The sequence below is a fragment of the Pseudomonas sp. MB-090624 genome (assembly GCF_003205245.1).
GTDB classification, from domain to species: domain Bacteria; phylum Pseudomonadota; class Gammaproteobacteria; order Pseudomonadales; family Pseudomonadaceae; genus Aquipseudomonas; species Aquipseudomonas juntendi.
This window is the reverse complement of record NZ_QJRK01000021.1, coordinates 76,605-99,835: the sequence shown is the minus strand read 5'-3', so window position 1 is coordinate 99,835 and position 23,231 is coordinate 76,605. Positions and strand designations below refer to the sequence as shown.

Here is a 23,231-nt window from a genome sequence, read left to right as displayed (position 1 = left end):
CCACCTGAATGGCGAGCCCTAGACATGCGAAAGGTGGCCCCGTACTACTGTCGAGCTTCCACACAAGACGTTTCACGGAGCGAAAAACGATGAAGGTAACCCTCAAGTGCGCCAAGTGCGGCAGTGACAAGTTCGAGGTTCCGGCTAGGCCGAACGACAACTCGAAGGTCACCTGCGGCAAATGCGGTGCTGTCGAGACTTACGGGAAGCTCATGAAGGCTGTGGGCGACAAGGTCACGAAGGACCTGCAGCGGCAGCTCGGGAAAATGTTCAAGTGACCTGAGCGTTTCAGCCAGAGGGCGCAGGAAGTCAGCGGCGCCCTCAACCTCAACGTCGAGCTGTAGCTTTTCCATGCATCCTCCAGATACGAAAAAGCCCCAGCTGGTGCGAGGCTTGGAATGGGTGCGGAGGGCCGGCGCTTCCCGGCTTGTTGGTCTGGATCGCTGGGTCACGTACCCCAGACTCTCATCGCGTAGTCGATCAGGGAGCGCACGGCTTTGATCGACGCCACTACCGACTTAGTCCAGCTGCCTGAGCGTGTCATCCGCACAAAAAAGCCCGCACAGGGCGGGCAAAGAGGGATCGTGCTTTTTTAAATCTGGTGGCTGTAGAACAGCGAGTACGACTCGATACCGTCGTTGGGCTGCTTAATGCCAGCGTTGGAGTAGTGAATCGCTCGGATGCCAACCTTCTGCGTCTCGCCGATCTTCAAGCCCGCACCGATGCGGTCTTCGAAGTTGAAGGCCGAACCAAAGTCCTGGTCACCTGCGGAGGTACCAGAGAAGACCGCCAGGCCGATGCCAGCCTCAACGAATGGCTTCACGTTACCGCTACCGAACTCGTAAACGAAAACTGGCGCAAAGGACAGCGAGTGAGCCCCACCTGAAGCATCGCCTGCTTCCCAGTAGGTGTAGCCAGCATCCCAATAACCGGTGAGACGGCCAGTACTGGATTCAAACCAGCTTTTGTCCCAGTTAAAGCCAATGCCGACGCGCGCTGTAAGACCACCTTGGCCTGTCGCGCCAAGCGCTCCGGATAGCTCAGCCGCTCCGGCGGACGCAGCGAAAAGGGAAAGCGCCACAACGGCGAGAACGTTTTTCATACTCACGGTCTTCCATATTATTGAGTAGCAACCTATCAGAATCATAGCGCTATCAAATCGTTCCCTCATACAAGAAAAATGCTTTTTCTGGAGGGCTACCTGAATCGAAGCCCCTCAAAAACACAAAACCCCGACACGATGGCCGGGGTTTGTCTGTGTCGCGTAACGTTGCAAGCTGGACACGCTGCTATGAAAACAGGTGTTTATCCGCCCGCATAGAGCTATTTATGCAGCCTCTCGAATTTCTTCGAGGGCGCAGTCGATCCATGCAACGCCGGCCTTGATGATCTCCCGCGCCTTGCGCTCAGACATGCCCGCTTCCCTCCCAACACGCATGGCTGGGTGCTTCGATCCGTAGTAAGCCCACACGAAATCCCCCATCTGCTGATTGCGCTTCGTCAGCCTGGCCACAGCGCCGTCGATGATCAGCGCAAGGTCGTCAGTGATCACATGCTGGCGAATGCCACCTTCACTGGGAACGTTGTCGCGCATGAGTGCGTAGAGAGGCGACACGTAACGTGGCACTCCCATCTCACACATTCGCCACCAGCCCCACTGCTCGAGCATGTACTCGGTATCGCCCAGCGCCTTGTCCGCGTAGGTTCGTTTCTTCATGCAGCCCTCCGGGGCGTTGGGTCGGTATCCAGGCCGAACAGCTCGCACAGGAGCTTGTGGGCGTGTTTGTTCTTGGCGTTGCCCTCGATGATCCAGTCCTTCGCGAACTCTTCGAACCCCTTGTTGGCTCGGGCAGCGTGCCAGTCAGTCACGATATCCATCAAGGCTGCCGAGGCCAGGCGGCCGTTGGGTAGGTCCAGCAGCATGCGGTTTCCGACTGAGAGGAACTTGCGCTCAACGGCGGTCAGGCTTTTGCGCGGCAGCGCCGCAGTTACGTTGCTCATCGAGCGACTCCTTGGGCCACACGGGCCTCGGCAATTCGCACATAGCCCAAGAACTGGTCGGCGGGCAGCGACTCCTTGATCACATCGAGGATGACCCGGTCCATGTTCTGCTGGGCGTGCGCCTTGGCCTCCTTGCGCAGTTGGCCGCACCGGTACAGCAGCCGGGTGCGGTCATGGTTCAAGTGCTTGAGCGCGGCCTTCGCCCGGTTGTACCAGGCTCGGTCGTATGGCGTGCCCTGGATGGCGCGCTCGACGGCCTGCGCCAGCGACAGCTCCAGGCGGATAGCGTCAGCCACCAGCTGCTCATGCAGGGCCTCACAGGCCTCAAGCGTCTCTGGCAGCTCGCGTGGGCCGACCAAACGCTGATGCACGCCTTCGGGTTTCGGGGTATTGCCAGTGGCAACAGGCTGCCCGGCACCAGCGCGCTTGGTCACGGTGACCGATACGACGGGCCGGGTCGGAGTGCGAGCGGGTGGTTTGTGGCCTGGCCACAGGTCAAAAAGTTTCATACTGAGCTCCTTTGGTGCGGTGGCGGCCGGCAAATGTCCTGCCCATTTCGACTTCTTCGTTGCTTGGCTGGTACCCGACTAGCTCGACGAACCGGTGATAAGCACCCTGGTGCTGCACCCGGCAGATGCCGGTTTCACCATGACGATTCTTGTCCACGATCAGTTCAGTGACGCCCGACTGCCCCTCCTCGGAATCGCTGTCTCGGTGGACCAGCACCACCACGTCGGCGTCGGCCTCGATCTGGCCAGAGTCACGCAGATCGCTCTTCGTGGGGCGCTTGTTCGCCCGGTTGTTTGGGCCGCGGTTCAACTGCGCCAGCACCATCACGGGCACTCCCAGTTCCTTGGCCAGCCGCTTGATCGACTTGCTGATGTCGGTGACCTGCTCATATCGACTGGCCGACTTACTCTCGCCGTTGACCAGGCCGATGTAGTCCAGCGTGACGGAGCCCAGGCCATGCTCGCGCTTGACCGTGCGGCAGATCTGACGGATATCGCGCATCGTCAGGGAGGCGTCATCACAGAAGATCAGCGGAGCGCCATCGAGCTTGCTCACAGCCGCCGTCAGGCCTGGCCAGTCGCTGTCGGCCATCGAATGTCCTTCGGTGATGTGCTTCAACTGCACGCTACCCACTGAGGCCAGCGACCGGTTTGTCAGCTCCACATCCGTCATCTCAAGGCTGAACACCAGCGACGTGGACTTGGCCACCAACGCCACCCGCTCTGCGATACCCAGGCCCAGGGTGGTCTTGCCGCTACCCGGGGCGCCAGCGATGACGACCATGTGCCCGGCGCAGATGCCGGGAATGAACTTGTCGAGCGATGGCAGCCCGGTATCGAAGCCCAGCACCACCTCGCGGTAGAACCGGCGGTCAATCCCGTCGATTGCCTCGGGCAGGATCTCGCCCACGAAGCGGTACCGCTTGCGGGAATCCAAACCTTCCGCCTCAAGGGCGATCCAGGCCTGCTGCCCCTGCGCCAGCACTTCGTCCAGCGAGTCGCCATCTTTCAGACGCTCCGACATGATGTGCGCAGCAGCGATCACCCGGCGGGCCACAGACCGCTGCTTCACGATCCGGGCGTACTCTGCGAAGTTTGCTGCGCTCGGCGTGTTGTGAGCGATGTGAGCAGCCACTGCCAGCGTGCCACGGCCGTCTGCCAAGGTCGGCCTGGCATCTGACAGGGTTACCACGTCGATCTGCCGCCCCTTCGCTTTGAGCGCCAGCAGCAACTCAAACAGCTCCGCGCAGTCGGCCTGGTAGAAATCCCCGACCTCAAGCTTCACGTCGTCAATGAGCGCTGGCTGGTGGATCATGGCGCCGATCAGGGCGTGCTCCGACTCAGGGCTGTGCAACCGTGACACATCCTTTGTGCAAGCCACATAATCTTGGTTGATCATGCAACCCCTCCAACACGCGCTGACGACCATGTGAAGGGAGCCAGTAGGCCGCCGTTCTCGCGCAGGCGGTCCATGGCCCGCGGCCCAATGAAGGCCGGCAGTTGCTCGCGGTCCTGGTTGCTGATCAGGATCGTCGGTCGAACAAGCTGATAACGTCGGTCGATCACCTCATGCAGCAGACTGGGCATGAAATCCTTGCCTGGACGCGGCGTGTGCATGCCGACCTCATCGATCACCAGCAGGTCGACTGCAGCCAGTTCAGCCAGCAGGTCGGACTTCGAAGGCCCGGCGTTGCTGCGGAAGCTGTCCGTCACGGCCTGCATGATCGCCTCGGCAGTGACAATCAGGCCCTTGGCTGCGTATTCCCGCACGACGTGCTGAAGGATGGCGCACGCCAGGTGGGTTTTACCGTTCCCAACCTCGCCCAGCAGCATCAGTGCGCGCCCAGCCCGGTAGTGGTCTTCAAACTCCTCGGCGTAGCGCCGGCAAATAGACTGGGCGCGAACCTTGGCGGAGTCGGCGTTGGTGATGAAGGTGTCGAACGTGCAGCCCCGGAAGCGCGGCGTGATGCCGGTGGCGAACAGGTCACGGTTGAGCTCTTCGGCTTCCCTCTCGGCGTACGCAGCGTCACGCACGCTGGCATCGCATTGGAGGTTCAGAGCCTCCCAGCGGCAGCGAGGGCAATCAGTTGCCTTCCACCCGCCATCAAACTGCTCGACCTGTTTTGCTTCGTATTGACCATGACCAGGCACTTCGCATTGAGCAACGCCGGTGGCTTGCTCGAAAGGGGCTGGCCTGAATTTAGATGAAGTCATCAGGGTACATCTCCTGGTGGTGGGCAGGCACTTGCAGCACTGCGCTTGCATTGGTCTGCTCTCCAGCCCGAGCAGGGAGAGCGCTGTCAGGGAAGAGCCCTGTCCACCCCTTGCCGATCGACAACTTGATCACAGCATCGGGGTTTGGGTGGTTGGCCAGATCCTCGGCCTGCTGTTTGCAGCTCGTTGCGGTCAGCGGCTTGCGGATCTCTTTGCGGTGCTGGCACCAGTCGGCCCAGGTCTCAGCCGACACGTTCACAGGCTTCGCGCTCAGAGGATCAAACTTGGCTGACTTCTCCCCCGCAGGCTTGCCTGCCCGCTTCTTTGGGTTATTGACGGATAACTGACGGATAGATGACGGATTGGGTGCAGCTGGTGCACCCCGTTCTGTCTTCATTTGCACCCCGTTCTGTTGTGAGCTGCACCCCGTGGCGTCTTCATTTGCACCCCGTTCGGCATCCTCGTCATCGCGGGGTGCAACTGGTGCACCCCGATTTTCAACCATGTCGTAAACCACCGGGCGCCGGTCATAGCGATCAATGTACGCAGCAGCTATCGCCTGGTTCCCGCGCTGGATAACCCCAGCGGCCTCCAGGGCGTCCAGCTTGTAACGGATGGTGCGCTCGGATAGCCCGGTGTCATCAGACAGGCTCGAAGCTGATGGAAACGCCCCACGTCCGTTCTTGTCGGCGTAGTTGGCCAGGCACAGAAGCACATGCCGGCACGTGGGATCGGTGACCACGCGCTGCTCGAGCGCCCAGGTCATGGATTGGATGCTCACAACTCCAGCTCCTCACAAATGCGGCGCACGTACTGGTCGTACGACTCCTCAAAAATCCAGCCATGCTTCTCAAGAAAAGCCCGCTGCTGTTTTGCCCACTCGTAGAACTGCCAGCGGGCGCCCTCTGGGAACAGCTTGAACACATCGCAGCACGGCCATCCACTCGGCACGATCAATGCTCCAGCGCGCTGCTGGATCGACTGGTCGGGTTTTAGGGTCGGGGTCATTGAAGGGTCTCCGATGAGGGACCGGTGCTACCCGTTACCGGATCGATCTGAACGAGCTTGACGTCGGCGAAGGGTGAGCCTGGGCCGAACAGATCAGGCAGGTCTTCCTTGGGCGCCGTCCTCAGCCAGTTGGATACGGCGGCAAAGCACGCTTCGAACAGAGGTCCGCCCTCTCCCCAGCGGTCAGAGGAACGGTCAGCGCTGTTCTCCAGGCGCTCGACGTAGATCAGGTCCGCCAGACCCCGGTCGAGATCGCGGACATCCAAGCCATGCCGGTGAACTGGGTTGATGCTAAGGAGATCGAGAAGGGTGCAGAGGCCAATCTTCTCGAATGCCTCGCCGCGATCATGCAGAAGCATGCTGCCGATGCCGGCCAGCAAGTTATCGACCTGGTCAAGCTCGCCACGTCGATGGTCCTTCGCGCGCTGCTTGAGCTCCGCGATCTGCATCGGGGCGCCGGGCATTTCAACTTCGAAGATGCCGGCTTGACGGCTGAAAGCCCGGCGCTCAGCCCAAATTTCTTTACGGTGCTGCCCAGCATTGCGAGCTACGTGCTGGATCAGGATGAACTTCACCTTTTCAGAAACATCCGGCTTGGCACAGATCTCTGCCATCTTGCGGACTTTCGCAGCGTTCAGTTTCAGCATGGTTGTTCTCCAGCAGCGCCGAACAGTTCGGCCAGGTCAATTTGGTAAACGGCCGCCCAAGCGGCAGCAGGCCAGGAGCGAACCCAGCCGAATCGGGGGTCTTGTACTTTCGGGGCGGATATCCCGTGGCTGTCGCACCACTTCTTGAGCGGGCGGAACCCCTGGCCACCGAAGCTCCGGTGGGCGGCCATCTCCACCGCCGTCACGGTGGCGTGCTGGCAACCACGGCCCAGCTCGTTCTCCAGGTGCATGACCTTGCGGACCGCTGCGGAAGCGGTGGCCATGGCCGTGGCTTCGCGCCGGCTGCCGATCTCGGCCTTGGTGGCGATGGCATGGTCACGCTGCTCGAGCGCCAGCTGCTCCGAACGTTTCGAGGCCAGCAGGTGCTCCAAGGCCGTGATGTAGTCGGTGGGGAGCGCGGGAGCCGGCGCAGGTGCTGGCCTGAAATACCGCTCCACCAACTGCTCCTGAACCTCCCATGCCAGATCATCGGTGAACGCTTTCACCAGGATGAGGTAGCCACGCTCGGTTATCAGGACACCCTTCGGTGCGTATGGGCTGAAGGTTGCCTCAGGAAGGTCAGTACGAATTTCGTCCCGACCTACTTCGAAGCAATGGCGCCCATCAACAAACCGCCGGCGGTTCTCCGTGAAGTTGCGCTTGGCAGTGCCTTCAGGCCGGCCATGTACCTGATCGATCATCGCCAGGGTGACCACGCGCTGACCGCGATATTCGACGATGGGCAACTGGGTGTTGTGGATGGTGACCAGGTTCATGCAGCACCTCCCACGTCCTTTGCTTCGTGGAAAGCAGCCGCATTACGGTGCGGGTACATGAAATTGCGAGTATCGAAGACGACGCGCTCAAACAGGCGCTCAAGTTCGCCGGCTACAGGATTGTCGAATCCGCCGAGCGAGGGCACGACATGCGCCCAGTACAGGGCTTTGATCAACTTGAATGATTCGCGCGCTTCGTTGAAACGCGCGATATCAGCTGCGGTGAGGGTCACGTCGTGGACGATCTCACCGGACACCGGCGCCAGCACCAGAGCAGTTTGCTTCATCATGCCGCACCTCCTGCGCCACGTTTCGCAACAGCAGTTTTTTGTGACGCGACGGGTTGCTGGGCTTCAAGGCTGCGAAGGTTTTCATCCATCTTCCGCGCCCAGTCCTCAGTGTTACTGGCCCACTCCTCAGCTTGCTGCGCCCCGATACCTGCCAAACGACCAGCAGTGTCGTGCTCGGACAGCAATTGACGCACAGCCAGGAACATAGTTTTGAACTCGCCGAGCTTTTCATGGAGCAACAGCAGGTCGTCGTAGGCATCGTTTGCGATGTTTTGAAGGGTTTTCATTGACCGCCCCCCGCGCCACGAACCGTAGACTTTGGGTTTTGTGAAGCGCTTCCTTCGTACCTGCCGAAAAAACCCAGGCGCGACATCAGCTCATGGCCAGGATCTGCGGCGGTACGAACGGAGCCGACCATGTCAGCCATGCGCGCGGCGACGATGCGGCACTCATCGATGTCTTCGTGCGGATTTGCAGCAACCCAGATGGCCTTAACCTCCTGGCCTGGGAAAGACAGGCGTAGCATGGCGGCAAGCTCTTCCGCCAAGACCTCGTCGCAAATAATGGGCATGGAGAAGCGGAACGCGCCTGGCTCCTTAGCGATCGTCACCACGTAGTACGTGTGCGTGAAAATCACGTCGAGCTCGACCTTATCGACGGAGTTTGTCATTGGGCACCGCCTTGCTCTGAGGCATGCGGGAGTGCGTCTAGATAGGCATACTCGTGATGGGCATAGAGCGCCTGAGTGCAGAACTCGAGAGCACTGAGCAAATCCTCCCGGTCGCGAGACAACAGCATTTCGCCAAGCTGAGCCTGGTCCTCAAGCAGAACGCGGGCAATGCCATAAGCGCCTTGGGCGGCGCGGAAGCGATGGCGCAGATCAACCAAATGTGGTTTGGGTTGTTGCGCCGGGTTTTGAGTTTTGCTATTTTCTGGGTGCGCCATAGCGCCGTCTCCTATTCAAAGACGTTACGAACTAACCACTCCTCCTACAGAGTGGCGTGAGAAACCCGCTTCCTACGGCGGGTTTTTTGTTGCCCGGAGAAAAGTCAGCCGGACAGCAAAAGCAGGACTGGCGAGGCCGTCATGGGGAGGCCTGCGAAGTACTGGATGGATTAACAGCCCTGTAGGTGGGGCTGTATTGCCGCGGGTCTGTCTGTACATTTGTTTCCCGTGTGGGCAACTTGGCATTACGCTTGGGTCGCTTGGGAATCACCCACTGGATGTCTGGTCGAAGCTCAAAGCGAGTAACAGCCCCGTCAGTAGCTTCTTCGATTTGGATGGCCCGCTCAGCGGTTACAGACCGATCACCTGAGACGAGGCGAGACAAATAGGAGGCGGTCACACCAAGCCGCAAGGCGAGTAGTTTCTTTCCGCCCCTGGGCAAGGTTTCTAGGTAGTCAGCCAGGTTCATTGAATTTACCTAATGGTGCATTTTCGTCCTAGCTTACTCAGAAAATGTACCAATTCAAGGTAATTTCCCTCATGGGAAATAAAAGGTACATTTCAGGTATGGAAATCAAAGACATCCGGCGCCATCGCCTTCATAAACTCCTTCTCACCATGTTCAGCGGACGCAAGTCCTCTCTCGCCGAGGCCATTGGCAAGCCTGCTTCGTACGTTTCGAGGCTGTTTTCAGACAATCCCGCCCACTCAAGGAACATTGGAGAAACCATGGCGCGAGAGATTGAGAAATCACTGGGAGTCGATCCTGGCTACCTTGATATGCCTCTCACAAAGCTTGAGGCTGGCGGGGCGTGGGACCCGGCGACCAACCCAGATTCGATTTCACCTGTTCACTTGGATATACCAGTTCGCCTGGCCCAAAAGATCGAGAGATACAGCGGGCATGTTGATATCCCAGTGATGGATGTCGAGGCTTCGATGGGCCCAGGGCGCTTCGCTCCTGAGACCGAGGTGGTGGCTAGCAGAATGTCCCTTGAGGTCGAATGGCTGCGACGCACAGTAGCCATGACCGAGATATCGAACCTCAGAATCATCACCGGAATGGGCGAATCGATGTCGCCCACAATCAAGCATGGTGATCTGCTTCTCATTGATACGGGTGTGAATTCGGTTTCTTACGACGCTGTCTACCTGATAGCCATGAGCACGTCACTGCTGGTAAAGAGAATCCAGCGGGAGGTTTCAGGCATACGGATTGTGTCCGACAACCCAAAGTACAAAGAAATCGTAGTACCGGAGGACTTGGAGGAGCGAGTGCAGATCCTAGGAAGGGTGGTGTTTGTGTGGAGTGGAAGCAGGGTTTGATCCCTGCCGGTAAAGGGCCCGCTGATGAGCGGGCTTTTTTTTGGAAAAAATATTTACCAAAAAGATTGACCAAAATTATCCAATTGGTACTCTTTGCCACATAACCAATTAGCAAGGAGCGCCACCATGACCTCAGCAACCTCAATCACCATTGGCAACTGGCAGGGCTTGCTTGGTCATGGCGCTGCTCCTCGCGAGCTGGAATGCCTGTTGGCCATCGCTGGTGGAGCTTCCGGCAAGGAAGCCGCGCGGACGTTGGGCATCAGCGAGGATGGTGTCAAGAAGCGACTGATCGCCCTCGGCACGAAATGGGGTGTCACCCGTCGTGCCGCCCTGGTTGCGGAGGCGTTCAAGCGTGGCGTGATCAGCCCCGCTGCAACCGCGCTGGCGCTGATCATGGCCATCCACGGCATGATCGGAGACGACCAGATGCTGAGGGTTCGACGTGGCGGTAACGGCGGTGAGCGGAAGATCGAAACCCGTATAGCAACCCGGCGCGCTGAGTGCGCCTTGGCGGTGGCGTAACGCCGCCAGCCTGACCTGATACACACCTGATTTTTGCGAAAGCCAACAAACGCGGCGGGCCACCGGCTTGCCTGGAAAAAGCTTCAACAACCCAAGAGGAAATACCCATGTTCGGCAAATTGTTCGGCAAGAAAGTCAGCAACGCCAAGGCAGAAATCAAGAAGGTCGAGAACCGCGACCTGATGCAGGCCATCGTCGGTGGCTGCATCTTGGTGGCCGCGGCGGACGGGGAGATCGAGAAGTCGGAAACCGACAAGATCGACCAGCTCATTCGCTCCAACAAAAACCTCGAGCACTTCGGCGCCGAGATCACCGCCACCCTGGGGCGCTTCACCGAGCAGCTGCAGGCCGGCTTCCGCGTTGGCCGCCTGAACATCCTGCGCGAGATCCGCGACATCAAGAACAACCCCGCCGACGCCGAGGAGGTGTTCGTCAACATGATCACCGTGGCTGAGGCTGATGGCGAGATCGAGCCGGAAGAACTGAAGGTGCTGACGGAGATCGGCCGTGAGCTGGGCCTGCGCCTGTCCGACTTCGGGATCGAGGCGTGAAGCGCAAACACATCGGCTTGGGCGCCGTGGCGGGGTTTGCCCTGTCCGGCTTGGCAATCACCGCGGCGGTGAACTGGGGTTCCTGCCAGTGGTACGGCTACCAGACCGAGCGACAGACCAAGTTTGCGCCCTATGTCGGCTGCCTGGTGAAGACGCTAGGCGGCTGGGTTCCTCGCAACGAGCTGCGCACGACGCAGTGAATGGAAGGGCGGCGAGCGCCGCCCTCCCCCACAAGGAGTTCTGACCATGTTGATCCTCACCCGCCGCCTAGGCGAAACCATCCGCATCAACGATGACATCAGCGTCACTGTGCTGGGCGTAAAGGGCAGCCAGGTGCGCCTCGGCATCGAAGCGCCGGAAGGCGTAGCTGTGCACCGCGAGGAAATCTTCGAGCGCATCCAGGCCGGTCTGCAGCAATCGGCGCCGGCAAATCAACCTGAGCCCCACCGGCCCGAACCGCTGTACGCCAACCGCACCGAAGCGGAGTGGCGCCAGCTGCTGGCAGAAGAAGCTGAGCAGCTCAAGGGGAAGGTGCAGCCGGAGAAGAACCATGACGCAGCCTGATCGCATCACCCTGGTGCTGCGCGCACCTGAAGGCGGCACCCTTGAACACATCCTGCCCTTCGCTCAGCTCGGCGCCCACGTGTACATCGGCCGCGGCCTGGCGGTGATCGCCGGCGCCAGCGGTGGCGACCTGCAGGCCGAGCTTGAGCAATCCCTGATAGGTGCGAGCTCGCAAGGGACTGCGTACGTGTATGCGCCTTGGAGTGACGCGCAGGTGCTGGACTTCATGTCGGTAGCACTGCGGAACGTTGTGGTCGAAGGAGACCTGCAGTACAGCGACATCAACGAAGCGATGCGCTACATGGCGGAGAAAGGCCAGCCGGCATTCTGCAAGGAGTTCAGCATCGACGAGCACGTCAAACTGGTGGCCGACGCACGCCGATACCGCTTGCTGCGTGACCGCGAGCGCATCGAAGACCCCGATGAAGACCTGCTGGTGGTGCGTGGCGATAACTGGCTATCCGGCGAAGAGCTGGACCAGGAGATCGACACCGCACTGCGCGTGCAGGCCATGCAGCAGCAGGTAGTGCAGGAGCAGCAGCCATGACCCAGGCCGGCCTGCTTCTGCTGCTGTGGGATGCCCTGCAGCAGCGCCAAACCACCTTTGGCCAAGTGCTCGACCTGTCTGCCGCTTGTGGCCTGGATGGGCGCCGGGTGCTGGCTGATCATTTCCGGAGACTGCCATGATCAAGCGCCGATCAATCAACCCCGCCGCCCTCCCCTCCATCGGCCAGCCCCTGGGCGGCGGCTTCTTCGCCGGCCGTCTCTTCTTCGATGGTGCTGAGCACGCAGTCATCGACGCAGGCCGGGAGTTCGAAGTGGCTGCCCATTGGTGGCAGGAGGAAGGCCCACGCCCACGCATCCGGGGTGCCACGTCGCGTTTCGACGGCTTGGCGAACACCCAGGCCATGGCCGCCGAGGGCAGCGCTATCGCCCGCAAGGTGCTGGGCATGAACATCCGTGGCACCTGGGGCTGGCACATCCCGTCGATCGAGGAGCTGCAGGTGCTGCGCTGCAATCTCTTGCAGTTCCCAGATTGGGGTCACGACGGGTCGTATACAGTCAGGGGTGCTGTCCAGGCATTCAGTCTGAGCGAGTACTGGAGCAGCAGCCAAAAGTCGAACGCAGCGACCGCCTGGTGCCTGCACATGCTGCCCTGGTGCGTGCCCGATACGAACTGGGTGAGCAAGTGCAAGGGCATCAGGCCGGTGCGCACCTTGCTGATCAGCCAGGAGGCTTTCGTCCACGCTCCGTCGACCGATACGGCCGTGCCCAGCGCCGATTTGCGTGGCCTGGCCAATCAGCAGGCAGTGGCCACCGTTCTGGAGCGGTTCGTGAACGAGGACGCCGGGAAGTTCTACGGGCGGGCCGATGCGCTGGTGGCTGAATTGGCGGCGCTGGCGGGAGGTCAGGCATGAGCATTGTATTGCAGGGTCACAAGCTTAATCAGCGCCAGCTGGACGCTATTACACCGATCATGAACGACTTCATGCACGGGAAGATCAAGGGCAAGAAGAAGCTCGAACAGGCTTGCGCCAAGGCGCTTGAGGCTGCTGGCTGCGCGCTTGGCTATGACACATCAATGCCTGGCGGTGATGCCACGGTCGAGCAGCGGGCCGCTGCCTGGATGCGTGACGGCGACGTAGGTATGTCATCGCGGGCGATTCACGACCACATGCTTGGCGTCCCCGCCCGTGATGGTTACGCCGCCCCTGCCGACCCGGATGACCTCAACCGCTGCATCAAGCTGCTTGAGCTGATCCCCGAGTGGAAACCGCGCATGGGCGAGATGGCTCAGCGCGGGGAGCAGTGGGTAGGGCTGGCCGGCAACTGGGGCGAGATCTGCAAGTGCTTCCTTGATGAAGTCGGGTTGGACTGGTGCAAGGGTAATCGCGCTCCAAAGACTTACCTGCTGATGAAGCAGGCGATGGGAGAGCGGACATGATCAAGCACTTCCAGATCAACACCGCTGGCCGCGACTTCGCCGTTGGTGATATCCACGGCCACTTCACCCGACTGCAACGCGCCCTGGACTTGGTCGGGTTCAATCCTGCCGCTGATCGGCTGTTCTCGGTGGGCGACCTGGTCGATCGTGGGCCTGAGTCGGACCAGGTAGACGCCTGGCTGTCCAAGCCATGGTTTCATGCGGTGCGCGGCAACCATGAGCAGATGGCCATCGACGCCTACCGGCTTGACCCTGATGGCCGTGCAGGTGGGGACCACCTTGCCAACGGCGGCGCTTGGCTCTACGCCAGATCGTCAATTGGGCAAGGCTGCTACGTGCAACTGCTGGCCGACCTGCCGCTGATCATCGAGGTTATGACGCCGCAGGGGTTGGTGGGCATCGTGCACGCTGACTGCCCGCTGCCGACCTGGACCATGCTGCAGGACTGGGCCAAGGGCAATATGCCAGGCCTGCGCAACGTCGAAGAGGCAGTTCAGTGGTCGCGGAGCAGGATCACCCATGAGCAGCACCATGGGGTTGGCTGCGTCCGCGCCGTGGTGGTGGGCCACACCCCTGTTCGGCGCCCGGCTGTCTTGGGCAACGTGTACCACATCGACACCGGCGGCTGGATGGATGGCCACTTTACGCTGCTGAACCTGCACACCCTGCAGGCTCACCCGCCGATTGATCCGAAGCTGAGCTGGGACTGGGAGGATAGACCGTGACCATGAACGAACTCCGCTGCCAGCACTGGAGCCGCTGCTACGCCGCTGGCCTTGCGCGCGGCCTGAGCCACGATCAGGCGAAAGTATTGGCTGATGCGGCCATGTCCAACTTCAACCGTCGGTGGGCGATGTCATGAAAATAGATCGAGATAAGCTGAGGGCGCTGGCCCAAGCCGCTACTGGTGGCCAGTGGGTCACAGAGGGTGAGTACATCAATGAGCACGGCCATCTCCTGTACGCCTACGTTGCACATGAGAAGAGCGGGATGATCGCGGAGGCATTCGCTAACTGCCGGGTTAAGACGGACGAAGAGTGCCGGGCCAATGCGGCTTTCATTGCCGGCGCCAATCCGGCAAATGTTCTCGCCCTCCTGTCGGAGATGGATGCGTTGCATGCGCGGGCTGCCTACTGGCGCCAGCGCGCCAAGAGCGCCGAGGGGCATCTGTACTGCGGCGACTTCCAGGCGGCTTGCAGCGAGGTCCACCGCGCAAGCAGCTTCGCGGACACACCTTTCGATCAGTTGGACGATCGGCAGAAGGCCAAGATCAGTTCGGTGGTCGGTGCGGTGCTGCGTGCGGTGAATGCTCAGCGCGACCGGCGTCGGCCTGCTGACGTGACAGTTCAGCGTGACAAACAAAACCTGACGCATCAGGAGGAGTAGCGATGGCAGCAGCAGAGAATCTGCCCGACGAACAGGCACAAGACAAGGTCACCGAAAAGCGGATGGGCGAGTTGGTTGGGTGCACAGCGAAGGCGCTTCAACGCAAGCGCGAGAAAGGCATCATCCCCAGCTGGGTGTGGATGAAGATCAACGGCAGGATCATGTACAGCAGAAGGAGATATGACGAATGGATCGAAAGCCTGTGGACCTGCCGGCCGGAGTCGAGCTTGTCGGGCGCTCTATCCGAATCCGGTTCACCTGGAACAAGAAGCGTTGCTGCGAGACGCTCCCCCTCCCTCAGACCGCGAAAGGGATCGCAGCAGCCGCGAGTCTACGTGCTCAAGTAAGAGGACTGGACAAGCTCGGCGCCTTGACCCCAGACAAGTACGTCGAGCTGTTTCCGAACACTCGCAGCGTTGCAGTCGTCGAGCAGACTGCGCCCATCTTCTTCGACTACGCCCAGGACTGGCTGAACAGCTTGCAGATCGTCGAAGGCACCCGCAAAAACTACAGGTCTGCTCTACAGGTCTACTGGGTTCCTTACCTGGCTGAGATGCCGATCGACACGATCACCTCAGTAAAGCTGCGCAAGATCATGAACGACATTAAGTGGACCTCCCCTGTCCGGCGCAAGGGCGTGGTGGGGCTCCTCGTGTCGATCTTCCAGCAGGCAGTTGCGGACGAACTGATCGTCAGAAATCCCGCCCTGTCCATTCCCGGCGCGAAGGTTCCGAAGCGCGAGGTCGACCCGTTCACCAAGGATGAGGCCGATTCGATCATTGCTCACCTGACCGAAACGACGAGCGGCATGACCGCCATTTACGCCGCCTATTTTGAGTTCTGTTTCTACACCGGCATGCGCCCAGGAGAGGTGATGGCTCTGCGCTGGAGCGAGATTGATCGCCGCGCCAGGACCGCCAACGTGTGCCGTATCCAGATACGCGGAGTCATCCAGGATCGCACCAAAACGAAGCGCTCGAGGAAAGTTCTGTTGAACGATCGGGCCATGCATGCGCTCGAAAAAGCCAGACCGCTCACCGAGGCTCGTTCAGATTACGTGTTCGCGCCCAGTGGGACGGGAGACCGGTCGGAGATGTTCATTCGCTCCGAGACGAGTCAAAAACGCTACTGGCTGGCGACCCTGCGGAAACTCGGCATCAAGCGCCGCAGGATGTACGACACGCGCCACACGTACGCGACCATGTGCCTGATGGCCGGCATGAACCCGGCATTCATCGCCGCGCAACTCGGGCACAGCGTGCAGGTGCTGCTCTCCACCTATGCCAAGTGGATCAGCTCGCCCAACGACTGGGCTGAGCTTGAGAAGCTGAAAATGTTGGAAAGTGGTACAAAAGTGGTACGAGCTAAGAGCCAGTAGCGCCAAGAGTGCCGAAACTCAAAGGGTCTACGTTGTATGTGCGGATTAGCAGGAGAGTTACGTTTCACCCCCATCGGCCAAGCGCCACGCCCAGCCGACCTGGCGGCGGTAGAGCGCATTACCCATCACCTGGCCCCACGCGGCCCGGATGCCTGGGGCTTCCATAGCCAGGGCCCGATAGCCCTCGGCCACCGCCGCCTGAAAATCATGGACCTGTCCGACGGCTCGGCGCAGCCCATGGTCGACAACACCCTGGGCCTGTCCCTGGCGTTCAACGGTGCCATCTACAATTTCCCCGAGTTGCGCCAGGAGCTGCAGGCCCTGGGCTACCAGTTCTGGTCGGACGGCGACACCGAAGTGCTGCTCAAGGGCTACCACGCCTGGGGTGCGGCGCTACTGCCGAAACTCAACGGCATGTTTGCCCTGGCCATCTGGGAACGCGATAACCAACGCCTGTTCCTGGCCCGCGACCGCCTGGGCGTAAAGCCGCTGTACCTGTCACGCAACGGCGAGCGGCTGCGTTTTGCCTCGACCCTGCCAGCGCTGCTCAAGGGCGGCGACATCGACCCGATGCTCGACCCGGTGGCGCTCAACCACTACCTCAACTTCCATGCCGTAGTGCCGGCACCGCGCACCTTGCTGGCGAACGTGCAAAAGCTGGAAGCCGGCACCTGGATGCGTATCGACCGCCACGGCGAAATCGAGCGCCAGACCTGGTGGCAACTGCAATACGGGCCCAACGCCGATGAGCGTGAGCTGGACCTGGAAGGCTGGACCACCCGCGTACTCGACGCGACCCGCGAAGCCGTGGCCATCCGCCAGCGTGCCGCCGTGGACGTGGGCGTGCTGCTGTCCGGCGGTGTCGACTCCAGCCTGCTGGTCGGCCTGCTGCGCGAAGTTGGTGTGGACGACCTGTCGACCTTCTCCATCGGCTTTGAAGATGCCGGCGGCGAGCGCGGCGACGAGTTCCAGTACTCCGACCTGATCGCCCGGCACTACGGCACGCGCCACCACCAGTTGCGCATTGCCGAGCACGAAATCATCGACCAGCTGCCTGCCGCCTTCCGCGCCATGAGCGAGCCGATGGTCAGCCACGACTGCATCGCCTTCTACCTGCTGTCGCGGGAAGTGGCCAAGCATTGCAAGGGCGTGCAAAGCGGCCAGGGCGCCGACGAACTGTTCGCCGGCTACCACTGGTACCCGCAGGTGGACGGCGCCGACGATGCCTACGCGGCGTACCGCAACGCCTTCTTCGACCGCAGCCACGACGAGTACCGCGATACCGTGCAGGCGCCATGGTTGCTGGATACCGATGCCGCTGGCGATTTCGTGCGCGAGCATTTCGCCCGCCCCGGCGCGCCGCAGGCGGTGGACAAGGCCTTGCGCCTGGACAGCACCGTGATGCTGGTCGACGACCCCGTCAAACGGGTCGACAACATGACCATGGCCTGGGGCCTGGAAGCACGCACCCCGTTCCTCGACTACCGGCTGGTAGAGCTGTCGGCACGCGTTCCGGCGCGCTTCAAGCTGCCAGACGGCGGTAAACAGGTGCTCAAGCAAGCCGCACGGCGGGTGATCCCGCATGAAGTGATCGACCGCAAGAAGGGCTACTTCCCGGTACCGGGCCTGAAGCATCTGGAAGGCGCCACACTGGGTTGGGTACGCGAACTGCTGACCGACCCCAGCCAGGACCGTGGGCTGTTCAACCCAGCCATGCTCGACCGCCTGCTTAGCAACCCGCACGGCCAATTGACGCCACTGCGCGGTTCCAAGCTATGGCAACTGGCAGCATTGAACCTGTGGCTGAGCGAACAAGGACTCTGACCGATGAAACCCCACGAAATCGCCTACGGTCAGCGCCTGCTGCGTGGCCAGGCGCCGTCCTACGAGCGCCTGCAGGCGCGCCTGGCCGGCGACGGCAGCCAGCCACACCAACAGCCGCGTGCCGTGCACTGCGGCTGGGGCCGGCTGCTGATTGGCCACACCTATGCCGACCCGGCCGACCTGGCCGACGACCTGTTGGGCGAATGCCCAGGCGAACGCGATATCGCGCTATATGTGGCAGCACCGCAGCAGGTGCTGGCGCAGGCGCCACAACAGTTGTTCCTCGACCCATCCGACACCCTGCGCCTGTGGTTCACCGATTACCGCCCGGCGCAGCGGGTATTTCGCGGCTTTCGCGTGCGGCGGGCGCAGAACCCGGCCGACTGGCAGGCCATCAACACCTTGTATCAGGTGCGCGGCATGCTACCGGTCGATGCCGACTTGCTCACCCCTCGGCACCTGGGCGGCCCGGTCTACTGGCTGGCTGAAGACGAAGACAGCGGCGCGGTCATCGGCAGCGTCATGGGCCTGAACCATGCCAAGGCTTTCGATGACCCCGAGAACGGCAGCAGCCTGTGGTGCCTGGCAGTCGACCCGCACTGCACCCGCCCCGGCGTGGGTGAAGTGCTGGTGCGCCACCTCATCGAGCACTTCATGAGCCGCGGCCTGGCCTACCTCGACCTTTCGGTGCTGCACGACAACCGCCAGGCCAAGCGCCTGTACCAGAAGCTTGGCTTTCGCAACCTGCCCACCTTCGCCGTCAAGCGCAAGAACGGCATCAACGAGCAACTGTTCCTCGGCCCCGGCCCACAGGCCGACCTCAACCCCTATGCACGCATCATCGTCGACGAGGCATTGCGCCGCGGCATCGAGGTACAGGTGGATGACGCCGCCGGCGGGCTGTTCACCCTCAGCCTGGGCGGCCGGCGCATCCGCTGCCGTGAGTCGCTAAGCGACCTGACCAGCGCCGTGACCATGACCCTGTGCCAGGACAAGCGCCTGACCCAGCATGCCCTGCGCACTGCCGGGCTGCAGGTGCCGGCGCAACAATTGGCCGGTAATGCCGACGATAACCTGGCCTTTCTCGACGAGCATGGCGCGGTGGTGGTCAAGCCCGTTGACGGCGAACAAGGCCAGGGCGTAGCGGTAAACCTGACCTGCATCGACGACGTGACCCAGGCGGTCGCCCATGCCCGCCAGTTCGATAGCCGGGTGTTGCTGGAAAGCTTCCATGCCGGCCTCGACCTGCGCATCGTGGTGATCGGCTATGAAGTGGTGGCAGCGGCCGTTCGCCACCCGGCCCAGGTGCTGGGTGACGGCAAGCACAGTGTGCGCCAGTTGATCGAGGCCCAAAGCCGTCGTCGCCAGGCCGCTACGGCGGGTGAAAGCCGTATCCCGCTGGATGAAGAAACCGAACGTACCCTGCGCGCTGCTGGCGTGGATTACGACGACGTACTGCCCCCCGGCCAGCGCCTGGCCGTGCGGCGCACCGCCAACCTGCACACCGGCGGCACCCTGGAAGACGTTACCGCCCGCCTGCACCCGGTGCTGGCCGACGCCGCCGTGCGCGCTGCACGGGCGCTGGAAATTCCGGTGGTCGGGCTGGACTTCATGGTGCGTGATGCCGAACAGCCCGAGTACGTGATCATCGAAGCCAACGAGCGCGCCGGCTTGGCCAACCACGAACCGCAGCCAACGGCCGAGCGTTTCATCGACCTGCTGTTCCCGCATAGCCGGCCTTTGGCGTAAACCAGTGCCGGGCTCTTCGCGGGTTCACTCGCGAAAAGGCCGGCACAGGAGCAAGGAGTATTCAACCATGTCCGAGCGACACCCCGAACCCGATCTCGAATACCTCAAGCGCGTGCTGCTGGAGATGCTGGCCATCCCCAGCCCGACCGGTTTCACCGATACCATCGTGCGCTACGTGGCCGAACGCCTGGACGAACTGGGCATCCCCTTCGAGCTGACCCGTCGCGGCACCATTCGCGCGACCTTGAAGGGCCGGCAAACCTCGCCCGACCGCGCCGTATCCGCGCACCTCGATACCATCGGCGCCAGCGTGCGCCAACTGCAGGACAACGGCCGGCTAGCCCTGGCGCCGGTTGGCTGCTGGTCCAGCCGCTTCGCCGAGGGCAGCAGGGTCAGCGTGTTCACCGACACCGGCGTGTTCCGCGGCAGCGTACTGCCGCTGATGGCCAGTGGGCACGCCTTCAACACCGCCATCGACCAGATGCCGGTCAGCTGGGAACACGTGGAAGTCCGCTTGGATGCCTATTGCGCCACCCGCGCCGATTGCGAGGCGCTGGGGGTGAGCATTGGTGACTTCGTGGCCTTCGACCCACTGCCCGAGTTCACGGACAGCGGCCACATCAGCGCCCGTCACCTGGATGACAAGGCCGGTGTCGCGGCGCTGCTGACCGCGCTTAAGGCAGTGGTGGAGAGCGGCCAGCAACCGCTGATCGACTGCCACCCGCTGTTCACCATTACCGAGGAAACCGGCTCGGGCGCAGCGGGTGCCCTGCCTTGGGACGTCAGCGAGTTCGTCGGTATCGACATTGCGCCGGTGGCGCCCGGGCAAGCCTCCAGCGAGCACGCCGTGAGCGTGGCCATGCAGGACTCGTCGGGGCCCTATGATTACCACCTGTCGCGGCACTTGCTGAAACTGGCCGGCGACCACGACCTGCCGGTACGCCGCGACCTGTTCCGCTACTACTTCAGTGATGCCCATTCGGCGGTAACGGCCGGGCACGACATTCGCACCGCGCTGGTGGCGTTCGGCTGCGATGCCACCCACGGCTATGAGCGGACGCACATCGACAGCCTGGCGGCCCTGAGCCAGTTGTTGTCGGCGTACCTGCTCAGTCCGCCGGTATTCGCCAGCGATTCACAGCCGGCCAATGCCTCGCTGGAGCGCTTCAGCCACCAGCTGGAACACGATGCGCAGATGGAGAGCGACACGCGCGTGCCGGCGGTCGACAGCCTGGTCGGTAACAAGGCCTGAGGCCCTGGGGCCGCTTTGCGGCCCATCGCAGGCAAGCCAGCTCCCACGGGGATCGCATCAGGGCAGACAGGTGTTTGCCACAAGGTATGCAGCGCCTGTTAGAGCGAGCGCCGCCCGCGCGGCGCAATCGCGAGCTGCGCTCGCTCCTACGTTTGTTTCGGGCCAATTATTCCTGTGGGATTCGCGCGCGAACGCCTTGGTGCATGCCTCAATATCGCGCCGTACAAACAAGGCGGCCGCGCGCGCCTGTCACAGGCGTTACTGGCCCGAAACAAACGTAGGAGCGAGCGCAGCTCGCGATTGCGCCGCGCGGGCGGCGCTCGATCTCACAGGCGCTGAAGATGCTCCGGCTACCCTTGCCAGGACCCATAGAATCTCCCACAGGGATCGCATCAGGGCTGACAGGTGTTTGTCAGAAGACATGCAGCGCGTGTGCAATCCTTGTGGGAGCTGGCTTGCCGGCGATGAGGCCAGCCCAGGCAATACAAGACAGTTGCTCCCACAGCTCAAAAATTTCGCGGTCGTTGAGGTGCGCCCTCGTGTCGCGATGGGCCGCAACGCGGCCCCAAAAGCCCCAATGTTTCGCGTAGCATGCCCCCACCGTAACCCGAGACACCGCCCCATGCTGATCCCCTACGAGCACCTGCAAGCCGAAACACTCACCCGCCTGATCGAAGACTTCGTCACCCGCGACGGTACCGACAATGGTGACGATACCCCGCTCGAAACACGGGTACTGCGGGTACGCCAGGCATTGGCCAAGGGCCAGGCCTTCATCCTTTTCGACCCCGAAAGCCAGCAGTGCCAGTTGCTGGCCAAGCATGACGTGCCGCGGGAACTGCTCGACTAGCCGGCCTCGGCTTTCTTGGCTTCCTTGATGCGCTTGTACACCTCGGACCGGTGCACCGGCACTTCCCGTGGGGCGTCCACGCCAAAGCGCACCACCCCGTCACGGGTTTCGACCAACACGAGGCGGATGTTCTCACCGATCATGATGACCTCGCCCACTTCGCGCCCTATCACCAACATGTTCCGGTCCTCCTGCACAAGGTAAAACCGGAGACTGCATCGTCAGGATCAGGCTACTCAATAGCTCCGCAGCGATTCAGAAGCGCCCTACATCTACTGGTAATTCGCCCTACAGATATTTCATCGCGAAACCGCTTTGGCACGCATTTTCACGGCCATTTCGGCCATTTCCTGGTAGAGCCGCTCGGGGGCTTGCCGCTTCAATTCCCAAGCCTGCCGCCCGGCCTCATGCGGCATAATCAGGAACTCGCCAGCAGCGACCTGCCGGTGGATGTAGTCGGCAATGTCCGCCGCATTGATCGGCGACCCTTCCAGCAACTTGCCGACCTGCGCCTTCATGGCCGGGTTCGGGCCGCGGAACGAGTCCAGCAGATTGGTCTGGAAGAACGACGGGCACACCACATGCACCGCCACTTCCACCTGGCGCAATTCCACCAGCAGGCTCTCCGACAGCGCCAGCACGCCGGCCTTGGCGACGTTGTAGTTGCTCATGCCCGGCCCCTGCATCAGGGCGGCCATCGACGCGACGTTGATGATGCGCCCCTTGCTGCGCTCCAGCAGGGGCAGGAAGGCCTTGCAGCCCTTGACCACGCCCATCAGGTTGACGGCGATCTGCCAGTCCCAGTCTTCCAGCGACAGCTCGGCAAAGAACCCGCCCGAGGCAACCCCGGCGTTGTTGACCACCACGTCGATGCCACCGAACTGCTCGGTACAGGCCTGGGCCAGGGCTGTGAGCTGGCTGTAGTCGCGCACGTCGCAGCGCTGGACGAAACCCTCACCGCCGGCCGCACGGGCCAGGTCCAGCGTTTCACGCAGGCCGCTCTCGTTGACATCGGCCAGCGCCAGGCGCCACCCCTCACGTGCCCAACGCAGGGCAATCTCGCGCCCGAGGCCTGAGCCGGCTCCGGTAATCATGATGCGGTTGTGCATGGTGGCTGGCCCTGTCTCGTTGAGGAATGAAACGAGTCTAAACAAGGGGCTGGCCAAGGGCAGGGTTCATCAGGGTAGTGAATGTGGGGGCATGAACCGGCACAAAATGGAATCTTTCACATTGCCCAACAGTCCGAACTTACAAGAGGCCGGCAACCCGAGGCCCTTGACCCCCAACCACGCAAGGACACGTACATGACCACGATCCTCATCATCATCCTGATTCTTCTGTTGATTGGTGGCTTACCGGTCTTCCCACACTCGCGCAGCTGGGGCTACGGCCCGTCCGGCATCGTCGGCGTGGTACTGGTGGTCCTGCTGGTGTTGTTACTGCTGGGCAGGATCTAGCGGCGCCACGCTAGGCATAAAAAAACCGCGCTTC

At 61.8% G+C, this 23,231-nt stretch carries 35 protein-coding genes and 1 pseudogene; 19 read left to right on the top strand and 17 right to left on the bottom strand.

All coding sequences use genetic code 11. From position 1 onward, the window contains the following. Positions 1 to 89: 89 nt before the first annotated feature. On the top strand, positions 90 to 278 hold the full coding sequence (locus DMX12_RS13755; protein ID WP_012313239.1) for a hypothetical protein: 189 nt from the start codon (positions 90 to 92) through the stop codon (positions 276 to 278). Between the two features lie 314 nt (positions 279 to 592). On the opposite strand, the gene DMX12_RS13750 is transcribed toward DMX12_RS13755, so the two are convergent. From DMX12_RS13750 to DMX12_RS13680, 15 genes are all read right to left on the bottom strand, one after another. Next, entirely contained in the window at positions 593 to 1,102 is a 510-nt protein-coding gene (locus DMX12_RS13750) for an acyloxyacyl hydrolase (protein WP_016489223.1), read from the bottom strand. Between the two features lie 225 nt (positions 1,103 to 1,327). Further along, positions 1,328 to 1,717 carry an antiterminator Q family protein gene (locus tag DMX12_RS13745; RefSeq protein ID WP_064314520.1) on the bottom strand — a complete coding sequence of 130 codons (390 nt, stop codon included), beginning with the start codon at positions 1,715 to 1,717 and terminating at the stop codon, positions 1,328 to 1,330. Then, positions 1,714 to 2,001: a hypothetical protein gene (locus DMX12_RS13740; protein ID WP_110678119.1), complete on the bottom strand. Its 288-nt coding sequence runs from the start codon at positions 1,999 to 2,001 to the stop codon at positions 1,714 to 1,716. Before DMX12_RS13740 ends, DMX12_RS13745 begins: the two co-directional genes overlap by 4 nt. Further along, positions 1,998 to 2,510: a hypothetical protein gene (locus tag DMX12_RS13735; protein ID WP_110678117.1), complete on the bottom strand. Its 513-nt coding sequence runs from the start codon at positions 2,508 to 2,510 to the stop codon at positions 1,998 to 2,000. The genes DMX12_RS13740 and DMX12_RS13735 overlap by 4 nt, the downstream gene beginning before the upstream one ends. Further along, complete coding sequence (locus DMX12_RS13730; protein ID WP_110678116.1) at positions 2,497 to 3,909, bottom strand: DnaB-like helicase C-terminal domain-containing protein; 1,413 nt, start codon at positions 3,907 to 3,909, stop codon at positions 2,497 to 2,499. Before DMX12_RS13730 ends, DMX12_RS13735 begins: the two co-directional genes overlap by 14 nt. Continuing rightward, complete coding sequence (locus DMX12_RS13725) at positions 3,906 to 4,544, bottom strand: ATP-binding protein (RefSeq protein WP_016489228.1); 639 nt, start codon at positions 4,542 to 4,544, stop codon at positions 3,906 to 3,908. Before DMX12_RS13725 ends, DMX12_RS13730 begins: the two co-directional genes overlap by 4 nt. 166 nt (positions 4,545 to 4,710) lie before the next feature. Then, positions 4,711 to 5,505, bottom strand: coding sequence for a helix-turn-helix domain-containing protein (locus DMX12_RS13720; protein WP_110678112.1), 795 nt, complete (start codon positions 5,503 to 5,505; stop codon positions 4,711 to 4,713). Further along, positions 5,502 to 5,732 (bottom strand): hypothetical protein, encoded by a 231-nt coding sequence (locus tag DMX12_RS13715; protein WP_064590900.1) that lies wholly within the window; start codon positions 5,730 to 5,732, stop codon positions 5,502 to 5,504. Before DMX12_RS13715 ends, DMX12_RS13720 begins: the two co-directional genes overlap by 4 nt. Beyond that, on the bottom strand, positions 5,729 to 6,379 hold the full coding sequence (locus DMX12_RS13710) for a hypothetical protein (RefSeq protein ID WP_064590902.1): 651 nt from the start codon (positions 6,377 to 6,379) through the stop codon (positions 5,729 to 5,731). Before DMX12_RS13710 ends, DMX12_RS13715 begins: the two co-directional genes overlap by 4 nt. Further along, entirely contained in the window at positions 6,373 to 7,155 is a 783-nt protein-coding gene (locus DMX12_RS13705) for an ORF6N domain-containing protein (RefSeq protein WP_110678109.1), read from the bottom strand. Before DMX12_RS13705 ends, DMX12_RS13710 begins: the two co-directional genes overlap by 7 nt. Beyond that, on the bottom strand, positions 7,152 to 7,445 hold the full coding sequence (locus tag DMX12_RS13700; protein ID WP_110678107.1) for a hypothetical protein: 294 nt from the start codon (positions 7,443 to 7,445) through the stop codon (positions 7,152 to 7,154). Before DMX12_RS13700 ends, DMX12_RS13705 begins: the two co-directional genes overlap by 4 nt. Further along, on the bottom strand, positions 7,442 to 7,732 hold the full coding sequence (locus DMX12_RS13695) for a hypothetical protein (protein WP_110678105.1): 291 nt from the start codon (positions 7,730 to 7,732) through the stop codon (positions 7,442 to 7,444). The genes DMX12_RS13700 and DMX12_RS13695 overlap by 4 nt, the downstream gene beginning before the upstream one ends. Continuing rightward, the gene (locus tag DMX12_RS13690; RefSeq protein WP_110678103.1) at positions 7,729 to 8,115 is read right to left on the bottom strand and encodes a hypothetical protein; all 387 of its coding nucleotides are present in this window, start codon (positions 8,113 to 8,115) and stop codon (positions 7,729 to 7,731) included. The genes DMX12_RS13695 and DMX12_RS13690 overlap by 4 nt, the downstream gene beginning before the upstream one ends. Continuing rightward, complete coding sequence (locus DMX12_RS13685; protein WP_110678101.1) at positions 8,112 to 8,390, bottom strand: hypothetical protein; 279 nt, start codon at positions 8,388 to 8,390, stop codon at positions 8,112 to 8,114. Before DMX12_RS13685 ends, DMX12_RS13690 begins: the two co-directional genes overlap by 4 nt. Positions 8,391 to 8,529: 139 nt before the next feature. Beyond that, positions 8,530 to 8,859, bottom strand: coding sequence for a YdaS family helix-turn-helix protein (locus DMX12_RS13680; RefSeq protein ID WP_082423778.1), 330 nt, complete (start codon positions 8,857 to 8,859; stop codon positions 8,530 to 8,532). A gap of 98 nt (positions 8,860 to 8,957) precedes the next feature. Between DMX12_RS13680 and DMX12_RS13675 the strand changes: the two genes are divergently transcribed. The 17 genes and pseudogenes from DMX12_RS13675 (at position 8,958) to DMX12_RS13605 (ending at position 21,740) form a co-directional block, all read left to right on the top strand. After that, a complete protein-coding gene (locus DMX12_RS13675) occupies positions 8,958 to 9,716 on the top strand; it encodes an XRE family transcriptional regulator (RefSeq protein WP_060538389.1) in 759 nt (252 codons plus the stop codon). A gap of 126 nt (positions 9,717 to 9,842) precedes the next feature. Further along, positions 9,843 to 10,241 (top strand): LuxR C-terminal-related transcriptional regulator, encoded by a 399-nt coding sequence (locus DMX12_RS13670; protein WP_110678097.1) that lies wholly within the window; start codon positions 9,843 to 9,845, stop codon positions 10,239 to 10,241. Between the two features lie 107 nt (positions 10,242 to 10,348). Then, positions 10,349 to 10,792: a tellurite resistance TerB family protein gene (locus DMX12_RS13665; protein ID WP_049696641.1), complete on the top strand. Its 444-nt coding sequence runs from the start codon at positions 10,349 to 10,351 to the stop codon at positions 10,790 to 10,792. Continuing rightward, a complete protein-coding gene (locus DMX12_RS13660) occupies positions 10,789 to 10,992 on the top strand; it encodes a hypothetical protein (RefSeq protein WP_110678095.1) in 204 nt (67 codons plus the stop codon). Before DMX12_RS13665 ends, DMX12_RS13660 begins: the two co-directional genes overlap by 4 nt. 46 nt (positions 10,993 to 11,038) lie before the next feature. Continuing rightward, positions 11,039 to 11,239, top strand: a pseudogene (gene csrA / locus DMX12_RS29960) (carbon storage regulator CsrA); the annotation flags it as partial. Positions 11,240 to 11,342: 103 nt separating this feature from the next. Beyond that, positions 11,343 to 11,903: a hypothetical protein gene (locus DMX12_RS29955; protein ID WP_256598637.1), complete on the top strand. Its 561-nt coding sequence runs from the start codon at positions 11,343 to 11,345 to the stop codon at positions 11,901 to 11,903. Continuing rightward, positions 11,900 to 12,043 (top strand): hypothetical protein, encoded by a 144-nt coding sequence (locus DMX12_RS29500; protein ID WP_177411265.1) that lies wholly within the window; start codon positions 11,900 to 11,902, stop codon positions 12,041 to 12,043. Before DMX12_RS29955 ends, DMX12_RS29500 begins: the two co-directional genes overlap by 4 nt. After that, positions 12,040 to 12,774: a hypothetical protein gene (locus DMX12_RS13645; protein ID WP_110678092.1), complete on the top strand. Its 735-nt coding sequence runs from the start codon at positions 12,040 to 12,042 to the stop codon at positions 12,772 to 12,774. The genes DMX12_RS29500 and DMX12_RS13645 overlap by 4 nt, the downstream gene beginning before the upstream one ends. Further along, positions 12,771 to 13,301, top strand: coding sequence for a hypothetical protein (locus tag DMX12_RS13640; RefSeq protein ID WP_110678089.1), 531 nt, complete (start codon positions 12,771 to 12,773; stop codon positions 13,299 to 13,301). The genes DMX12_RS13645 and DMX12_RS13640 overlap by 4 nt, the downstream gene beginning before the upstream one ends. After that, positions 13,298 to 14,026 (top strand): metallophosphoesterase, encoded by a 729-nt coding sequence (locus DMX12_RS13635; protein WP_110678087.1) that lies wholly within the window; start codon positions 13,298 to 13,300, stop codon positions 14,024 to 14,026. Before DMX12_RS13640 ends, DMX12_RS13635 begins: the two co-directional genes overlap by 4 nt. Positions 14,027 to 14,028: 2 nt before the next feature. Beyond that, positions 14,029 to 14,163, top strand: a complete 135-nt coding sequence (locus DMX12_RS29950) for a hypothetical protein (RefSeq protein ID WP_256598634.1) — start codon at positions 14,029 to 14,031, stop codon at positions 14,161 to 14,163. Next, the gene (locus tag DMX12_RS13630) at positions 14,160 to 14,687 is read left to right on the top strand and encodes an ead/Ea22-like family protein (protein WP_110678085.1); all 528 of its coding nucleotides are present in this window, start codon (positions 14,160 to 14,162) and stop codon (positions 14,685 to 14,687) included. Before DMX12_RS29950 ends, DMX12_RS13630 begins: the two co-directional genes overlap by 4 nt. 187 nt (positions 14,688 to 14,874) lie before the next feature. Beyond that, positions 14,875 to 16,065, top strand: a complete 1,191-nt coding sequence (locus DMX12_RS13625) for a site-specific integrase (RefSeq protein ID WP_110678083.1) — start codon at positions 14,875 to 14,877, stop codon at positions 16,063 to 16,065. Between the two features lie 36 nt (positions 16,066 to 16,101). After that, positions 16,102 to 17,889, top strand: a complete 1,788-nt coding sequence (locus tag DMX12_RS13620) for an N-acetylglutaminylglutamine amidotransferase (RefSeq protein ID WP_110678081.1) — start codon at positions 16,102 to 16,104, stop codon at positions 17,887 to 17,889. Positions 17,890 to 17,892: 3 nt separating this feature from the next. Further along, positions 17,893 to 19,638 (top strand): N-acetylglutaminylglutamine synthetase, encoded by a 1,746-nt coding sequence (ngg, locus tag DMX12_RS13615; RefSeq protein ID WP_110678079.1) that lies wholly within the window; start codon positions 17,893 to 17,895, stop codon positions 19,636 to 19,638. A 67-nt stretch (positions 19,639 to 19,705) separates the two neighbouring features. Continuing rightward, positions 19,706 to 20,890, top strand: coding sequence for an osmoprotectant NAGGN system M42 family peptidase (locus DMX12_RS13610; protein WP_054912166.1), 1,185 nt, complete (start codon positions 19,706 to 19,708; stop codon positions 20,888 to 20,890). 622 nt (positions 20,891 to 21,512) lie between these two features. Further along, positions 21,513 to 21,740, top strand: coding sequence for a YheU family protein (locus DMX12_RS13605; RefSeq protein ID WP_039603187.1), 228 nt, complete (start codon positions 21,513 to 21,515; stop codon positions 21,738 to 21,740). Here the strand turns inward: DMX12_RS13605 and DMX12_RS13600 are convergent. Together DMX12_RS13600 and DMX12_RS13595 are read right to left on the bottom strand one after the other, a co-directional pair. Then, a complete protein-coding gene (locus DMX12_RS13600) occupies positions 21,737 to 21,919 on the bottom strand; it encodes a carbon storage regulator (RefSeq protein WP_110678077.1) in 183 nt (60 codons plus the stop codon). The two genes, DMX12_RS13605 and DMX12_RS13600, sit on opposite strands and share 4 nt — an antisense overlap. Before the next feature lie 120 nt (positions 21,920 to 22,039). Continuing rightward, complete coding sequence (locus tag DMX12_RS13595) at positions 22,040 to 22,849, bottom strand: SDR family oxidoreductase (RefSeq protein ID WP_054890442.1); 810 nt, start codon at positions 22,847 to 22,849, stop codon at positions 22,040 to 22,042. Positions 22,850 to 23,044: 195 nt separating this feature from the next. On the opposite strand from DMX12_RS13595, the gene DMX12_RS13590 reads away from it, so the two are divergent. Further along, positions 23,045 to 23,197 (top strand): DUF3309 family protein, encoded by a 153-nt coding sequence (locus DMX12_RS13590; RefSeq protein WP_009682861.1) that lies wholly within the window; start codon positions 23,045 to 23,047, stop codon positions 23,195 to 23,197. The last annotated feature ends 34 nt before the right edge of the window (positions 23,198 to 23,231 follow it).

Coding starts and splice junctions, on each gene's coding strand:
- DMX12_RS29950 (WP_256598634.1), top strand. CDS start 14,029: ATGAACGAACTCCGCTGCCAGCACTGGAGCCGCTGCTACGCCGCTGGC.
- DMX12_RS13645 (WP_110678092.1), top strand. CDS start 12,040: ATGATCAAGCGCCGATCAATCAACCCCGCCGCCCTCCCCTCCATCGGC.
- DMX12_RS13675 (WP_060538389.1), top strand. CDS start 8,958: ATGGAAATCAAAGACATCCGGCGCCATCGCCTTCATAAACTCCTTCTC.
- DMX12_RS13735 (WP_110678117.1), bottom strand. CDS start 2,510: ATGAAACTTTTTGACCTGTGGCCAGGCCACAAACCACCCGCTCGCACT.
- DMX12_RS13710 (WP_064590902.1), bottom strand. CDS start 6,379: ATGCTGAAACTGAACGCTGCGAAAGTCCGCAAGATGGCAGAGATCTGT.
- DMX12_RS29500 (WP_177411265.1), top strand. CDS start 11,900: ATGACCCAGGCCGGCCTGCTTCTGCTGCTGTGGGATGCCCTGCAGCAG.
- DMX12_RS13595 (WP_054890442.1), bottom strand. CDS start 22,849: ATGCACAACCGCATCATGATTACCGGAGCCGGCTCAGGCCTCGGGCGC.
- DMX12_RS13640 (WP_110678089.1), top strand. CDS start 12,771: ATGAGCATTGTATTGCAGGGTCACAAGCTTAATCAGCGCCAGCTGGAC.
- DMX12_RS13670 (WP_110678097.1), top strand. CDS start 9,843: ATGACCTCAGCAACCTCAATCACCATTGGCAACTGGCAGGGCTTGCTT.
- DMX12_RS13665 (WP_049696641.1), top strand. CDS start 10,349: ATGTTCGGCAAATTGTTCGGCAAGAAAGTCAGCAACGCCAAGGCAGAA.
- DMX12_RS13600 (WP_110678077.1), bottom strand. CDS start 21,919: ATGTTGGTGATAGGGCGCGAAGTGGGCGAGGTCATCATGATCGGTGAG.
- DMX12_RS13705 (WP_110678109.1), bottom strand. CDS start 7,155: ATGAACCTGGTCACCATCCACAACACCCAGTTGCCCATCGTCGAATAT.
- DMX12_RS13715 (WP_064590900.1), bottom strand. CDS start 5,732: ATGACCCCGACCCTAAAACCCGACCAGTCGATCCAGCAGCGCGCTGGA.
- DMX12_RS13590 (WP_009682861.1), top strand. CDS start 23,045: ATGACCACGATCCTCATCATCATCCTGATTCTTCTGTTGATTGGTGGC.
- DMX12_RS13680 (WP_082423778.1), bottom strand. CDS start 8,859: ATGAACCTGGCTGACTACCTAGAAACCTTGCCCAGGGGCGGAAAGAAA.
- DMX12_RS13620 (WP_110678081.1), top strand. CDS start 16,102: ATGTGCGGATTAGCAGGAGAGTTACGTTTCACCCCCATCGGCCAAGCG.
- DMX12_RS13630 (WP_110678085.1), top strand. CDS start 14,160: ATGAAAATAGATCGAGATAAGCTGAGGGCGCTGGCCCAAGCCGCTACT.
- DMX12_RS13750 (WP_016489223.1), bottom strand. CDS start 1,102: ATGAAAAACGTTCTCGCCGTTGTGGCGCTTTCCCTTTTCGCTGCGTCC.
- DMX12_RS13700 (WP_110678107.1), bottom strand. CDS start 7,445: ATGATGAAGCAAACTGCTCTGGTGCTGGCGCCGGTGTCCGGTGAGATC.
- DMX12_RS13740 (WP_110678119.1), bottom strand. CDS start 2,001: ATGAGCAACGTAACTGCGGCGCTGCCGCGCAAAAGCCTGACCGCCGTT.
- DMX12_RS29955 (WP_256598637.1), top strand. CDS start 11,343: ATGACGCAGCCTGATCGCATCACCCTGGTGCTGCGCGCACCTGAAGGC.
- DMX12_RS13690 (WP_110678103.1), bottom strand. CDS start 8,115: ATGACAAACTCCGTCGATAAGGTCGAGCTCGACGTGATTTTCACGCAC.
- DMX12_RS13755 (WP_012313239.1), top strand. CDS start 90: ATGAAGGTAACCCTCAAGTGCGCCAAGTGCGGCAGTGACAAGTTCGAG.
- DMX12_RS13625 (WP_110678083.1), top strand. CDS start 14,875: ATGGATCGAAAGCCTGTGGACCTGCCGGCCGGAGTCGAGCTTGTCGGG.
- DMX12_RS13745 (WP_064314520.1), bottom strand. CDS start 1,717: ATGAAGAAACGAACCTACGCGGACAAGGCGCTGGGCGATACCGAGTAC.
- DMX12_RS13685 (WP_110678101.1), bottom strand. CDS start 8,390: ATGGCGCACCCAGAAAATAGCAAAACTCAAAACCCGGCGCAACAACCC.
- DMX12_RS13635 (WP_110678087.1), top strand. CDS start 13,298: ATGATCAAGCACTTCCAGATCAACACCGCTGGCCGCGACTTCGCCGTT.
- DMX12_RS13730 (WP_110678116.1), bottom strand. CDS start 3,909: ATGATCAACCAAGATTATGTGGCTTGCACAAAGGATGTGTCACGGTTG.
- DMX12_RS13695 (WP_110678105.1), bottom strand. CDS start 7,732: ATGAAAACCCTTCAAAACATCGCAAACGATGCCTACGACGACCTGCTG.
- DMX12_RS13610 (WP_054912166.1), top strand. CDS start 19,706: ATGTCCGAGCGACACCCCGAACCCGATCTCGAATACCTCAAGCGCGTG.
- ngg (WP_110678079.1), top strand. CDS start 17,893: ATGAAACCCCACGAAATCGCCTACGGTCAGCGCCTGCTGCGTGGCCAG.
- DMX12_RS13605 (WP_039603187.1), top strand. CDS start 21,513: ATGCTGATCCCCTACGAGCACCTGCAAGCCGAAACACTCACCCGCCTG.